We start from the raw sequence: 12,762 nt of genomic DNA, 5'->3' as shown, positions 1-12,762 counted from the left end.
CCCGCTGCGCGACCAGCCGCTGGTGGTGATGGGGCACGGCGGAGGCGGTGCCCTGTCCGCCGAGCTGATGGAGCAGGTGTTCGCCCCCGCCTACGGCAACGCCACGCTTGCCGCACTGGCCGACTCCGCCGTCCTCGAACTGGGCGGGGCCCGCCTCGCGTTCTCCACCGACGCCTACGTGGTCCGGCCGCTGTTCTTCCCCGGCGGCAGCCTGGGCGACCTCGCGGTCAACGGCACCGTCAACGACCTCGCGATGAGCGGCGCCCGGCCCGCCTTCCTGTCCGCCGCCTTCGTCCTGGAGGAGGGCGTGCGGCTGAGCGTCGTCGAAGGGATCGCGCGCGCCATGGGCGCGGCGGCCGAGGCGGCGGGAGTCGTCGTGGCCACGGGCGACACCAAGGTCGTGGAGTCCGGGCACGGCGACGGCGTCTATGTCACCACCTCCGGGGTCGGGCTCGTCCCCGACGGGGTCGACATCCGGCCCCAGCGCGCCCGGCCCGGTGACGCCGTCATCGTCAGCGGCCCGATCGGCCTGCACGGGGTGGCCGTCATGAGCGTGCGGGAGGGACTGGAGTTCGGCGTCGAGATCGCCAGCGACACCGCGCCGCTGGCCGACCTGGTGGCGGCGATGCTGGCGGTCACCCCGGACATCCATGTGCTGCGCGATCCCACCCGCGGCGGACTGGCCGCGTCCCTGAACGAGATCGCCCGTGCCTCGGGCACGGGTGTCCGGCTGCGGGAGCGCGCGATCCCGGTGCCGGACGCGGTCGCGAACGCCTGCGGGTTCCTGGGCCTCGATCCCCTCTACGTAGCCAACGAGGGGCGGCTGGTCGCCTTCGTACCGCCGTCGGCGGCGGAGGAGGTCCTCGCCGCGATGCGCGCCCACCCGCAGGGCGTCGGCGCCACTGTGATCGGGGAGTGCGTCGCCGAGCACCCCGGCATGGTCGTGGTCGCGACCGGCCTCGGCGGGACCCGGGTGGTGGATCTGCCGCTGGGTGAGCAACTGCCGCGCATCTGCTGACCCGCACGGACCGGGCCCCGCCACGGCAACGTGCCGCGGCGGGGCCCGGTTGGTCAGTGGACCGAGGTGATCTCCAACTCCCGGCCGCTGCGCAGCTCGGTGGAGGGCTGATCGCAGCGCGGGCACCAGAAGAACGGCGGCATGCCCACCGGGAACTCCTCGGCGCACCGGCCGCAGAAGGCCTGAGCGGGGACCTGCTCCACCACGAGCCGGGCCGCGGCGAGGGCCGTGCCGTCGCGGGCCACCTCGAAGGCGAAGCTCAGCGCGTCGGGGACGACACCGGCCAGCTCGCCGACCCGGACGGTGACCGCCGAGACGGCGTTAGTGCCGTCCGCCCGGGCGCGCTCGCCGGCCTGCTCGATGATCGCGGTCGCGATCGAGAGCTCGTGCACGGCCGGATCACGGGTAGCGGCGGCGCGCGCGAAGCCCGCCTGCCATCCGCCAGATCCGCACTTCGCGGCGCAGGCTCGGGAACTCACTGACCAGCAAGGCCAGTACCACCGCGCCCGCCAGGACGGCCTCGGCCATCAGCAGCCGGTGTCCCGACGCCGTGGCTCTCTCGGTACCTGCTTGTCGGACCTTCATCGCGGCGACTCCCTGTCGTTAGTCATCGTCGTTCGTCATCCCGGGGGGATGTTCGGCATGACGTCGAGCAGGGCGTCGTGCCGCTTCCAATGGATCCCGGTGGAGCGGCGCGCGTCCGCGGTGCCGTCCTCGTGATGCCCGGTCTGGTGTGTGTACGGCCCCTGGTTGCCCTGATGCATGCCGGGCACGTGCCCGTTCGCGTCGGGCTTGGTGTGGGGTCGGCCGACCCTGATGCTGCCCATGAGGTGTTCCTTCCTCCTTCTCGCCGCCGCGCCGCGGGGTGCGGCGGTCATGGCCGCTCGGTGAGGTCCGCGAAGAACCGCTCGACGGCCGGCCAGACCCGGCCGCCACCGGACAGGCCCCGCCATTCCCGGCGGACGACGGCGACCATCCGGAAGCAGTCGTCGACCGGCACGATCCAGTGGTGGTCGAGGCCGTGCACGGTGTTCACCAGCAGCGCCTCCACGTCCGGCGCCAGGGAGGCGAGCTCCGGCCGGGCCGCGACCAGGCGTCGCCAGGCAGCCGCGTCCACCTCCCAACGCATGGCACCGGCAGGGCTCGGGCCCTCCGCGGTGACCGTGCCGTCGGCACGGGGCACGAAGAACACCAGGCCGACGGGCACGCCCAGGACCTCAGTGTCCACCTTGGGGAGCCGGATCCGCCTGCGGGGGACGAGCCGGTAGCGGCCGTCCCCCGCGCCGTCGTCGGCGAACAGCACCGAACAGGCGCCACAGGCACAGGCGACCTGCTCCTCGGAGAGGTCGTACAGGTGGGCGTGCTCGTCGGGCACCGGCGCGGCGCACAGGTCGCACCGCTCCTGTTCGGCGCTCGCCGTGCGGCGGGCCGAGGAACGGATGAGGCGGGCCAGAGCACCCTGCGTGGTCATGGTGCGCCCCGGTGCGTGAGCGTGGTCAGCGGTACGAACGCGGGGGGCGTGACCTGCACCGGCTCCACCGCCGTGAGCTCCGGCGCGACGGCGAGCACCGCCTCCCGGACCGCGGCGGTGACGTCGCCTGACCCCGTACCGCACCCGGAGCCGCAACCGCCGCCCGCCGTCAGCCGGACCCGGCCCACGCCCGCCTCCACGCCCGCCCACTCCACGTCGCCGCCGCGTTCGCGCACCGCGGGCCGCAACCGCTCGACCGCGCGGGCCGCCCGGCGCTCGACGGGCTCCGGGTGGAGGGAGTGCAGCACCAGCAGGTGGCCCAGCAGCTCGTCGTCGGCGAGGCGTTCGGCCAGCGGCCCGTCGGCCCGGTCCATGACGCGGGCCAGCGCCTCGCCGTAGACCTCGGTCAGGAGCCCGACCGCCTCGACGGCGGAGCGGGTGGCCGGGCCGGGCGCCGCGTCGAGCCCTTCCAGCAGCGCGTCGAGCCGGGCCAGCCGGGCCTCCACGTCCGGGTCGGCCAGCCGCTCGGCCGCGGCCTCGGGCTCAGCCATGGTTGGCCCCGTACGTCGGCGAGTGCAGGGTGGTCAGCGTCTTGCCCTTGCCGACGTACATGTGCACTCCGCACGGCAGACAGGGGTCGAAACTGCGGACGGTGCGCATGATGTCGACGCCCTTGAAGTCGTCCGGCCCGTTCTCCTCGAAGATGGGCTGCCCCTGGACGGCGTCCTCGTACGGGCCGGGGGTGCCGAACTTGTCGCGGGGGCTGGCGTTCCAGGGGGTGGGCGGGTACGGGTGATAGTTGGCGATCTTCTTGTCCTTGATCACCAGGTGGTGGGAGAGGACACCGCGCACCGCCTCGTGGAAGCCGCAGCCGATCGCCTCGTCGGGCACCTCGAAGTTCTCGAACACCTTCGTGTCGCCGGCCCGTACCAGGCCCATCGCCTCTTCGAGGAACTGAAGGGCCATGGCGGCCGCGTACGCGACGAAGTACGGCCGGGCGCGATCCCGTTCGATGGTGTTGCTCCATTTCGGGATGCGCCATTCCAGGGTCGTCTCCGGCAGTGACTCGCCCTTGGGCAGCGAGATGCGCACGCTGTTGCCGGTGGCCTTGACATAGGGGGTGTCGACCAGGCCGCTCAGCGCGGTGGACCACAGCCGGGCCAGCGGGCCGCCGCCGGTGTCCAGGGCGAGATGCTCCCCGGTGCGTCCGTCGTGCCAGCGGGGGCTCATCACCCAGCTGTACTTGTCGTCGAAGTCGCGCTTCTGCGGCACCGGGACCGTCGTCTGGTTCCACGGGTGGCGCATGTCGACCGGATTGCCGAGGGGGTCGTGGGTGACGAAGGGCTGCTCGTTGACCCAGTCCTCGTAGTAGGAGCTTCCCAGCATGATGCGCAGTCCGAGATTGATGTCGACGAGGTTGTTGGTGACCAGTTCGCCGTCGACGACGATGCCCGGGGTGACGTACATCGCCTTGCCCCAGTGGTTCATGTTCTCGTAGCGGTAGTCCACGACGTCGGGGTCCTGGAAGGCGCCCCAGCAGCCCAGCAGAACGCGGCGGCGGCCGACCTCCTCGTAGCCGGGCAGCGCCTCGTAGAAGAAGTCGAAGACGTCGTCGTTCATGGCGACGGCCTTCTTGACGAAGTCGATGACCCGCATGAGCCGGCTGAGGTAGTCGGTGAACACCGTCGGCTGCGGCAGTGTGCCGACGCCACCGGGGTACAGCGTGGAGGGGTGCACATGGCGCCCCTCCATCAGGCAGAACATCTCGCGGGTGACCCGGCTGACCTTCAGCGCCTCCTTGTAGACCTCGCCCTCGAAGGGGTTGAAGGCCTTCATGATGTCGGCGATCGTGCGGTAGCCGTGGATGTCCCCGCGGGGTGCGTCGGTGCGTTCGGCGCGGGCCAGCACACCAGGATTGGTGGCCTTGACCATCGCCTCGCAGAAGTCCACGAACACCAGGTTGTCCTGGAAGATCGTGTGGTCGAACATGTACTCGGCCGCCTCGCCGAGGTTGACGATGTGCTCGGCCAGCCGGGGCGGTTTGACGCCGTAGGCCATCTGCTGGGCGTAGTCGGAGCAGGTGGTGTGGTTGTCGCCGCAGATCCCGCAGATGCGGGACGTGATGAAGCCCGCGTCCCGCGGATCCTTGCCCTTCATGAACACCGAGTAGCCGCGGAAGAGTGACGAGGTGCTGTGACACTCCACGACTTCCCGGTTGGCGAAGTCGATCTTCGTGTAGATGCCCAGGTTTCCGATGATCCGGGTGATCGGATCCCAGGACATGTCCACGATCTGCGGCGGTTTGCGTTCCGTGGGCCGGGCCTCGGTGGTGGTCATCGCTGTTCGTGCCCCTCGCTGCTGGTGTACGTCATGGTCGTGGTCGATGTGCGGGTGGCGCGGGTTCAGGGACGCCAGCGCGGGTTGTAACCGCTGGTCAGCTTCCGCTTGTTGTGGCGCCAACGGGGTTCGTGGTTGACCAACTCGTTCGTGACGCCGCGCAGTCGGCGGATGACGGCGCCGTACGGCTTGATGGCGAGCGACGACAGGGTGCCGCCGGGCGGCTCGTCCATGAACGGCATGAACGCGTCGGGGAAGCCCGGCATCGTGCAGCCGATGCAGATGCCGCCGACGTTCGGACAGCCGCCGACCCCGGCCATCCAGCCCCGCTTGGGTACGTTGCAGTTGACGACCGGACCCCAGCAGCCCGTCTTGACCAGGCACTTGGGGGAGTTGTAGTCACGGGCGAAACTGGCCTGCTCGTAGTACGAGCCGCGGTCGCAGCCCTCGTGGACCGTCTTCCCGAACAGCCACTGCGGGCGCAGCATGTGGTCCAGCGGGGGCGGGGGAGCGGAGCCGGCCGCGTGGTGGAGGACCCAGATCAGGGTCTCCATGAAGTTCTCGGGCTGGATCGGGCAGCCCGGCACGTTCACCACGGGCAGCCCGGCCTGTGACCTGAAGTCCCAGCCCAGATAGTCCGCGAGGCCCATGCATCCGGTCGGATTCCCGGCCATCGCGTGGATTCCGCCGAAGGTGGCGCAGGTGCCCGCCGCCACCACGGCCCAGGCTTTGGGGGCCAGTTGGTCGATCCACGAGTTCAGGGTCTGTGGCTCACCGGTCTCCGGGTCGTTGCCGAAGGAGGTCCAGTAGCCGTCGCCCTCGATGACGTTCTGGTTGGGGATCGAGCCTTCGATGACCAGGATGAAGGGGGCCAGCTCCCCGCGTGCCGCCGCCCGGTACGGAGCGAGGAAGTCCTCGCCGCCCAGGCTCGGCGAGAGCACCTTGTTGACCAGGTTGACCTTCGGCAGACCCGGGATCAGACCGAGCACCAGGTCCTCGATGGAGGGCTGGTCGGCGGCGGTGAGGGAGACGGTGTCGCCGTCGCAGCTCATGCCCTCGGAGATCCAGAGGATGTGGATCTCGTCGAAGCCCTGTCGGTCCTCGCCACGACTGGGCTCGCCGCCGACCTCGGTGGTGCCACTGTGCGTCGTCATGTCATCGGCCTCCGCTGTCGGGGGTGGGGGAGTCGGTCCGCGGCGCGCCGGGGGCCGCTGCGTCGGCGGACGTGAGCGGCTCGAGTTCGTCGGGGCGGAAGTAGTGGAAGCGGCCGTACCAGGTGTGCAGTTCGGCCGCGGGGTCGTCGTCGAGCGTGACGGCGAGGTGCATGCTGCCGTCCACGTCGTGGAGCACGGCGGCGACCTGTGCGGTCCGGCCGACCAGGAACATGTCCTGGGCGTCGGCGCCCCGGCCACGGGGGCGGAGCCGTACGCGGCTGCCCGCGCCGACGGACACGCCGTCGACGAGCACGGTGTCGGTGGTCGGGGACAGCCCGGAGTCGGCGCCCTCCTGCCACCAGGTCGGCCGATCGGCGGCGGGGCCGGCCGGCTTCAGCGAGCGGACGGCTCCGTGCAGTCGGGCGAAGACTTCCGGGGGCATGGTGTCGACCCGGTCGAGGATGGCGGCGGCCCGTGGGTCGGTGGCGCGTGCCTCCCGTTTCTCCTCGTCCGTGAGCAGCATCGTGCGCAGGGTGAGGATCTCGTCGATCTCCGCGGCATCATGCAGATCGCCCGGGCTCTCCGGCGCCACCTGGGGGTGGTCGGGAAGGATGATCGGTGCGGAGAGCAGGAGGTGTCCGGTGCCGTCGGCGTCGGTCCCTGCTGCCGGGGCCTGGCCGCCGAGGACGGGGAAGGTGAAGGCGTTCCGGCAGGCGCGGGCGTGTTCGAGCAGGGGCGCGGGGGGATCGATCAGCGAGACGAAGTCCACGCCGTCCCCGTCGAGGAGGGTGTGCGTGGCGATGAGGGCACCGCGCAGCGCCTCGTCGCGAGGCAGCCGCGGATCGGGCGCCGGCCCGGTGTTCGCGGTGCGTACCCGGATCCGGCAGACGTCGTCATGGAGCCGCTCGACCACGAGCGTGGTGTGCGCGCGTACCTCCTCGCGTCGGCGCACCACCCGTCCGACCCGTTCGGGCAACGGCTCGATGTCCGTGCCGGCCTCCGAGCCGACCGGGACCGTATGTTCACCCTGGAGAAGGTCGGCCAGGCGGACGGCGACCTCGGCCTCGCGCGGTACCGCCTCGTCAAAGGTCAGATACGCCGCGCCGGAGTCCGTCCGCAGCGACGCGACGGCACGGTGGCCGCCGTCCGGGGCGGCCTCCTCCACCTGCTTGTGCTGCATCTGGAGGTAGCGCACCTTCACCCGTACGACAGCACCGGGACGGCGGACGCGCAGCAGGCACTCGGTCTGCTGGTACCAGGAGTCGGCGGAGCCGGACACGCCCGGGACGACGGGTCCGGACGCCTCCACCCAGTCGCGGGGGAAGAGCACCCCGAACTGCCATCTGACGCGGTTCTTCGCCGAGGACCGACGGTAGGGGTAAAGCAGGTAGCCCTCGTACAGAACGGCGTCGGCGAGGGCGCTGAGCTGCTCGAAGCCGCATCGGGAGGGGGTTGCCGGCAGGTCCTCGCCGGCCACGGGGACAGCGCCCGCCGCATCGCCCTCGGTCAGGCCCCTGGGCATTCCGCCTCCTGGTTCCTCGGATCCGTCTGCGCGCACATCCCTTCCACGACGGTCACATCCGTAACAGATCGCCGCTTCCCCGGGACCGTCTCCACTGAGCCGTTCGGGGGAGTGGCCGGCGGCCGGGCACCCGACCGCCCGCGCCTTCCCCGCTTCCCGGCCCGGAATCCGCGGACCACCCCCAGCCTGGGCACCCGCACAACCCCGGCCCACCCCCGTTGGGACCACGCAGCGACCCCGGCCCCAGCCCTGTTCCGCCCGCCCGCGCGCGTGCTGTCGTGAGCTCCCCTTCCCCGAACACCCGTGCCCGTCGGGCACGGACCCGAGGAGATGTGATGCCCGAAGCACCACCGGACGAGGAACCGGCCCTGCATGTCGACGCGATCGACGTGATCTACGGCCGGGCCGTGTCCGCCCTGCGTTCCGTGTCGCTGACCGTTCCGCACGGTGGCGTCGTCGCCCTGCTCGGTGCCAATGGCGCGGGCAAGACGACGCTGCTGCGGGCCGTGTCGGGCACCTTGCGCCTGCACCGCGGCGCGGTCACCGCGGGCCGTATCCGTTACGGCGCCACGGAACTCGACGGACGCGATCCGGTCGCCGCGGTGCGCGCCGGGGTTGTGCAGGTCCCGGAGGGCAGACGGGTGTTCGCCGGGCTCACGGTCGACGAGAACCTGCGTACCGGGGGGCTGGGGCTCGGCCGCCGCGCCCCCGCTCTCGTGCGTGAGGCCCGGGACCGGGTCTTCGCCCTCTTTCCCCGGCTCGCCGAGCGCACCCACCAGGCCGCCGGTCTGCTCTCCGGCGGTGAGCAGCAGATGCTCGCCATCGGTCGCGCGCTGATGGCCGCACCCCGGCTGCTTCTGCTGGACGAGCCCTCCCTCGGTCTCGCCCCGCAGATGGTGGCCCGGATCGCCGACGTCGTGAAGGAGATCAACTCCCAGGGCACCGCCGTGCTCCTGGTCGAACAGAACGCCGGCATGGCGCTCTCCCTCGCGGACAGCGCCTACGTCCTGGAGGTCGGCGAGATCCGGCTCTCCGGGGCGGCCGACGAACTCGCCCGCACGGACGCCGTACGGCGGCTCTACCTGGGCGAGACCGCCGACGGTCAGGGGGCCGCGTGAACGACCGCACCACCACGCCGCCCGTACTCGACGTACGGGACGTCACCGTCCGGTTCGCCGGGCTCACCGCCCTGGACAGCGTGTCCTTCACGGTCGTCCCGGGCTCCGTGCACGCCCTCATCGGACCGAACGGCGCGGGCAAGTCCACCTGCTTCAACGTCCTTTCGGGCCTGTACCGCCCCGCCTCCGGCAGTGTCCGCCTCGGCGACACCGATCTCACCAGCCTCGCCCCGCACCGCATCGCCGCCCTCGGTATCGCCCGCACCTTCCAGAACATCGTCACCACCGAAGGCACGGTCGGCGACAACCTGATGCTCGGCCGCCACATCCTGTCCCGCGCCGGTTTCGCCGCCAGCGCCCTGCGCCTGCCCAGCGCCGTGCGCGAACAGCGCGAGCACCTCGCCCGCGCCCGCGAGATCGCCGAACTCACCGGCCTCGGACCGCACTTCGACTCCCCGGTCGCGCTGCTGTCCTACGGCGACCGCAAACGCGTCGAGTTCGCCCGCGCCCTCTGTCTGGAGCCAACAGTGCTACTGCTCGACGAACCGGTGGCCGGCATGAACGCGGCCGAACGGGCCCGCACCGCCGACACCATCCGCGCCGTCCGCGCCGAACTCGGCCTCTCCGTCGTGCTGGTGGAACACGACATGGGACTGGTCATGCGGCTCGCCGACGAGGTCACCGTGCTCGACTTCGGCCGGGTCATCGCCCACGGCACCCCCGACGAGGTCCGCCGCGACCCCGAGGTGCTGCGCGCCTACCTCGGCACCGAGGCCACCGAGGAGGACGCGGCATGACCGGCTTCCTCGACAACATCCTCAACGGCCTGGCCCTCGGCTCGGTCTACGCCCTGGTCGCCCTCGGCTTCGTCATCATCTTCAAGGCCTCCGGCGTCATCAACTTCGCCCACGGCTCCCTGCTCCTGCTCGGCGGCTACCTCACCGCGGTGCTCCACGACGACCTCGGCTTCGCGGGCGCCCTCGCGGTCGCCGTCCTCGCCACCGCGGCCGTCGCCGGGCTGATGGACCGGTTCCTGCTCCAGGTCGGCGAACAGGACGCCCAGGCCGCCCATGTGCAGACCATCGTCACCATCGGCGTCGACATCGTCCTGCTCACCGACCTCTCCCGGCGCATCGGCGGCGACCTCCTCTCCCTCGGCGACCCCTGGGGCGACTCGGTCACCGGCCTCGGCCCCATCACGGTCGCCGACAGCCGCCTCGCCGCGATCGTGGTCTCCACCGTCGTCATCGGCGCCGTCTTCGCCCTCTTCCGGTACACCAACTGGGGCCTGGCGCTGCGTGCTTCGGCCGAGGACCTGGAGGCGGCCGCGCTGATGGGCGTACGGCTGGTGCGAATGCGCACCCTCGCTTGGTGCCTGGCCGGCGGACTCGCCGCGCTGGCCGCGGTGTTCCTCGCCGCGTTCCCGGCCCCGGGACTCGAGCGTACGACCGGACAGATCGCCCTGAAGGCCTTCCCCGCCGCCATCCTCGGCGGCATGGCCTCACCACCCGGCGCCCTCGCCGGCAGCATGCTGATCGGCCTGACCGAGGCCCTGGTCGCCGGATACCAGTCCGAACTCCACGTCCTGGGCGAAGGGTTCGGCGATGTCGCCCCGTACGCCGTGATGGTCCTCGTCCTTCTCGTACGGCCCAACGGGCTGTTCGGCGCGAAGGGAGCGGCTCGTGTCTGAACTGCTGCGCCGCTACCGCGCCGGAACCGTCCTCCTCGTCGTCCTGCTGTGCGCGCTGCCCTTCTACCTGGACGCCTTCTGGCTGCGCATCGGCCTGTTCTCCATGGCCGCCGCCGTCGGCGCCGTGGGCCTCGGACTGCTGTCCGGAACGGCGGGCCAACTCTCCCTCGGCCACGCCTTCTTCCTCGCCGTCGGCGCCTACGGCTACGTCTGGCTCGCCGGAGAACCCGGCCCCGGACTGCCGCCCGCCGTCGCCCTCGTCCTCGCGGTCCTGCTCGCCGGAGCCGCGGGCGGACTGTTCAGCCCCGTCGCGGGCCGGGTGCGCGGCATCTACCTCGGCGTCGCCACCCTCGCCCTGGTCTTCCTCGGCCACCACGTCCTGCTCACCGCGGACTCGATCACCGGCGGATTCAACGGCCGCTCGGTGCCCCCACTGGAGCTCGGCGGCTTCTCCTTCACCGCCACCGACCCCGAACTGACCGTGCTCGGCGTGCCGTTCGGCGCCGAGGAACGCCTGTGGTACCTGGGCATGGCCCTGTTCGCGCTGACCTGGTTCACCGCCCGCGGCCTGCGGCTCGGACGCCCCGGCCGGGCCCTGGTGGCGCTGCGCGACAGCGAGACCGCGGCCGCGGTGATGGGCGTGCACATCGCCCGCTACCGCTCGGCGGCGTTCGTGGTCTCTTCCATGTACGCGGGCCTGGCCGGGGTGATGCTCGCCCTCGCCTTCCGCCGTGTGGTCCCGGACTACTTCTCCCTCGCCCTCTCGGTCGACTACCTCGCCATGATCGTCATCGGCGGTCTCGGCTCGGTCGCCGGAGCCACCGCGGGCGCCGTCTTCGTCACCGCGCTGCCCCTGCTGATGACCCGCTACGCCGACCAGCTGCCCCTGGTGGCGGCGCCCGGCACCACCGACGGAGCGGTCGGCCCCACCGAGGCGGCCCGCTACCTCTACGGAGCGGCGATCGTCCTGATCCTGCTCTTCGCCCCCGACGGACTGCACGGACTGCTCAGGCGCACCCGCGCCCGCATCCAGAGCCGGCGGACCGCCCTCAAGGACAAGGACGCGGACCCCGCGACCCCGACCCCCTCACCCGCCTCAGCCGAACGAGCCAAGGAGCCGACACCGTGAACCACCCCACGCACCGCACCAGGACGGTCCTGGCCGCCGCCCTGACAGCCCTGCTCCTCGCGGGCACCGGATGCAGCTCCAAGGCGGACAGCGACAGTGCCGCCGACGGCGCCGACGGCGTCAAGGGCGGGCCCGGCGTCACCGACAAGACCATCAAGCTCGGCGCCCTCACCGACCTGACCGGCCCGTACGCCACCCTCGGCAAGTCCATCGTGCAGGCCCAGCAGATGTGGGCCGACGAGACCAATGCCGAGGGCGGGATCTGCGGCCGCAAGGTCGAGATCGTGGTCAAGGACCACGGCTACGACGTCCAGAAGGCGGTCACCGCCTACGCCGACATCGCCCCCGACGTGGTCGCCATGCCCCAGGTCATCGGCTCCCCGGTGGTCGCAGCCCTGCTCGACGACATCGAACGCGACCAGGTGCTGACCTTCCCGCAGGCGTGGGCCGCCTCGCTGCTCGGCAAGAACTCCGTGCAGGTGCTGGGAACCACCTACGACATCGACATGATCGCCGCCGTCGACTACCTCACCCGTACCAAGGGCATCAAGAAGGGCGACACCATCGGTCACGTCTACTTCGAGGGCGACTACGGCGCCAATGCCCTCGAAGGCTCCGAATGGGCCGCGAAGAAGGCCGGGTTGAAGGTCGTCGGCCAGAAGATCAAGGCCACCGACACCGATCTGTCCGCCCAGGTCTCGGCACTGAACAAGGAGGGTGTGAAGGCCATCCTGATCAGCGCCGGACCCGCCCAGACCGCCTCGCTGGTCGGCGTCGCGGCCTCCCGCGGACTGAAGGTGCCGGTCGTCAGCAACGCCCCCGGCTACGCACCGCAGTTGATGAAGACGCCCGCGGCGGACGCCCTGGAGGCCATGCTGAGCGTGGTGAGCGCGATCCCGGCCGTCAGCTCGGACGTGCCCGGGGTGAAGAAGATGGTCGCCGCCTACCAGAAGAAGTACCCGGGCGACCTGGTCGACTCCGGCGTGCTCTCCGGCTACAACGCCGCCCGGCTCATGGGCGTCAGCCTGAAGAAGGCCTGTGAGGACGGCAGCCTCGCCCGCCAGGACGTGGTCACCGCGCACCGGATGCAGAGCAACGCGGACGCCGGGCTCGGCAGCCCGCAGAACTTCTCCGACGTGGCCGAGCCCGCCAGCACGTCCACCTATGTGCTCAAGCCCGACGCCAAGGCCGTCGGCGCCATGGTGAACGTGGAGGAGGCGCACGTGGCGCCCGGAGTGAAGGAGTACCTGTCGAAGAACTGACGGAACGTCACCCGGCCCGCGGCGCCCGTGGAGGCGCCGCGGGCCGGATTCAGTGCCGCCA

The 12,762-nt window shown here is 71.4% G+C and carries 14 protein-coding genes; 6 read left to right on the top strand and 8 right to left on the bottom strand.

The annotated features are described in order from the left end of the window. The first annotated feature begins 28 nt into the window (after nucleotides 1-28). Nucleotides 29-1,018 (top strand): hydrogenase expression/formation protein HypE, encoded by a 990-nt coding sequence (gene hypE / locus BN159_RS04365; protein WP_231905697.1) that lies wholly within the window; start codon nucleotides 29-31, stop codon nucleotides 1,016-1,018. 53 nt (nucleotides 1,019-1,071) lie between these two features. On the opposite strand, the gene hypA is transcribed toward hypE, so the two are convergent. From hypA to BN159_RS04325, 8 genes are all read right to left on the bottom strand, one after another. Further along, nucleotides 1,072-1,410: a hydrogenase maturation nickel metallochaperone HypA gene (gene hypA, locus BN159_RS04360; RefSeq protein WP_015655692.1), complete on the bottom strand. Its 339-nt coding sequence runs from the start codon at nucleotides 1,408-1,410 to the stop codon at nucleotides 1,072-1,074. 7 nt (nucleotides 1,411-1,417) lie between these two features. Beyond that, nucleotides 1,418-1,603, bottom strand: a complete 186-nt coding sequence (locus tag BN159_RS04355) for a hypothetical protein (RefSeq protein WP_015655691.1) — start codon at nucleotides 1,601-1,603, stop codon at nucleotides 1,418-1,420. A gap of 35 nt (nucleotides 1,604-1,638) precedes the next feature. Continuing rightward, complete coding sequence (locus BN159_RS04350; RefSeq protein WP_015655690.1) at nucleotides 1,639-1,845, bottom strand: hypothetical protein; 207 nt, start codon at nucleotides 1,843-1,845, stop codon at nucleotides 1,639-1,641. A 47-nt stretch (nucleotides 1,846-1,892) separates the two neighbouring features. Then, nucleotides 1,893-2,489 (bottom strand): DUF5947 family protein, encoded by a 597-nt coding sequence (locus BN159_RS04345; protein WP_015655689.1) that lies wholly within the window; start codon nucleotides 2,487-2,489, stop codon nucleotides 1,893-1,895. Next, a complete protein-coding gene (locus tag BN159_RS04340) occupies nucleotides 2,486-3,040 on the bottom strand; it encodes a NifU family protein (RefSeq protein WP_015655688.1) in 555 nt (184 codons plus the stop codon). Before BN159_RS04340 ends, BN159_RS04345 begins: the two co-directional genes overlap by 4 nt. Continuing rightward, on the bottom strand, nucleotides 3,033-4,826 hold the full coding sequence (locus BN159_RS04335) for a nickel-dependent hydrogenase large subunit (protein WP_015655687.1): 1,794 nt from the start codon (nucleotides 4,824-4,826) through the stop codon (nucleotides 3,033-3,035). Before BN159_RS04335 ends, BN159_RS04340 begins: the two co-directional genes overlap by 8 nt. 65 nt (nucleotides 4,827-4,891) lie before the next feature. Beyond that, nucleotides 4,892-5,980 (bottom strand): NADH-quinone oxidoreductase subunit B family protein, encoded by a 1,089-nt coding sequence (locus tag BN159_RS04330; protein WP_015655686.1) that lies wholly within the window; start codon nucleotides 5,978-5,980, stop codon nucleotides 4,892-4,894. A 1-nt stretch (nucleotide 5,981) separates the two neighbouring features. Then, the gene (locus BN159_RS04325; RefSeq protein WP_015655685.1) at nucleotides 5,982-7,502 is read right to left on the bottom strand and encodes a hypothetical protein; all 1,521 of its coding nucleotides are present in this window, start codon (nucleotides 7,500-7,502) and stop codon (nucleotides 5,982-5,984) included. Between the two features lie 335 nt (nucleotides 7,503-7,837). On the opposite strand from BN159_RS04325, the gene BN159_RS04320 reads away from it, so the two are divergent. Genes BN159_RS04320 through BN159_RS04300 form a run of 5 tightly spaced genes read left to right on the top strand, consistent with a single transcriptional unit; the run spans nucleotide 7,838 to nucleotide 12,701 of the window. Further along, entirely contained in the window at nucleotides 7,838-8,620 is a 783-nt protein-coding gene (locus tag BN159_RS04320) for an ABC transporter ATP-binding protein (protein WP_015655684.1), read from the top strand. Further along, nucleotides 8,617-9,417 (top strand): ABC transporter ATP-binding protein, encoded by an 801-nt coding sequence (locus BN159_RS04315; protein WP_015655683.1) that lies wholly within the window; start codon nucleotides 8,617-8,619, stop codon nucleotides 9,415-9,417. The genes BN159_RS04320 and BN159_RS04315 overlap by 4 nt, the downstream gene beginning before the upstream one ends. Beyond that, nucleotides 9,414-10,310 carry a branched-chain amino acid ABC transporter permease gene (locus tag BN159_RS04310; RefSeq protein WP_015655682.1) on the top strand — a complete coding sequence of 299 codons (897 nt, stop codon included), beginning with the start codon at nucleotides 9,414-9,416 and terminating at the stop codon, nucleotides 10,308-10,310. Before BN159_RS04315 ends, BN159_RS04310 begins: the two co-directional genes overlap by 4 nt. After that, nucleotides 10,303-11,439 carry a branched-chain amino acid ABC transporter permease gene (locus tag BN159_RS04305; RefSeq protein ID WP_015655681.1) on the top strand — a complete coding sequence of 379 codons (1,137 nt, stop codon included), beginning with the start codon at nucleotides 10,303-10,305 and terminating at the stop codon, nucleotides 11,437-11,439. The genes BN159_RS04310 and BN159_RS04305 overlap by 8 nt, the downstream gene beginning before the upstream one ends. Next, nucleotides 11,436-12,701, top strand: coding sequence for an ABC transporter substrate-binding protein (locus BN159_RS04300; RefSeq protein ID WP_015655680.1), 1,266 nt, complete (start codon nucleotides 11,436-11,438; stop codon nucleotides 12,699-12,701). The genes BN159_RS04305 and BN159_RS04300 overlap by 4 nt, the downstream gene beginning before the upstream one ends. The last annotated feature ends 61 nt before the right edge of the window (nucleotides 12,702-12,762 follow it).

The organism is Streptomyces davaonensis JCM 4913 (assembly GCF_000349325.1).
Taxonomy (GTDB): Bacteria; Actinomycetota; Actinomycetes; order Streptomycetales; family Streptomycetaceae; genus Streptomyces; species Streptomyces davaonensis.
Note: the sequence above shows the minus strand (reverse complement) of the source record. Positions and strands in the feature narration are given on the sequence as shown.

Coding starts and splice junctions, on each gene's coding strand:
- hypE (WP_231905697.1), top strand. CDS start 29: ATGGGGCACGGCGGAGGCGGTGCCCTGTCCGCCGAGCTGATGGAGCAG.
- BN159_RS04355 (WP_015655691.1), bottom strand. CDS start 1,603: ATGAAGGTCCGACAAGCAGGTACCGAGAGAGCCACGGCGTCGGGACAC.
- BN159_RS04350 (WP_015655690.1), bottom strand. CDS start 1,845: ATGGGCAGCATCAGGGTCGGCCGACCCCACACCAAGCCCGACGCGAAC.
- BN159_RS04345 (WP_015655689.1), bottom strand. CDS start 2,489: ATGACCACGCAGGGTGCTCTGGCCCGCCTCATCCGTTCCTCGGCCCGC.
- BN159_RS04340 (WP_015655688.1), bottom strand. CDS start 3,040: ATGGCTGAGCCCGAGGCCGCGGCCGAGCGGCTGGCCGACCCGGACGTG.
- BN159_RS04335 (WP_015655687.1), bottom strand. CDS start 4,826: ATGACCACCACCGAGGCCCGGCCCACGGAACGCAAACCGCCGCAGATC.
- BN159_RS04330 (WP_015655686.1), bottom strand. CDS start 5,980: ATGACGACGCACAGTGGCACCACCGAGGTCGGCGGCGAGCCCAGTCGT.
- BN159_RS04325 (WP_015655685.1), bottom strand. CDS start 7,502: ATGCCCAGGGGCCTGACCGAGGGCGATGCGGCGGGCGCTGTCCCCGTG.
- BN159_RS04320 (WP_015655684.1), top strand. CDS start 7,838: ATGCCCGAAGCACCACCGGACGAGGAACCGGCCCTGCATGTCGACGCG.
- BN159_RS04310 (WP_015655682.1), top strand. CDS start 9,414: ATGACCGGCTTCCTCGACAACATCCTCAACGGCCTGGCCCTCGGCTCG.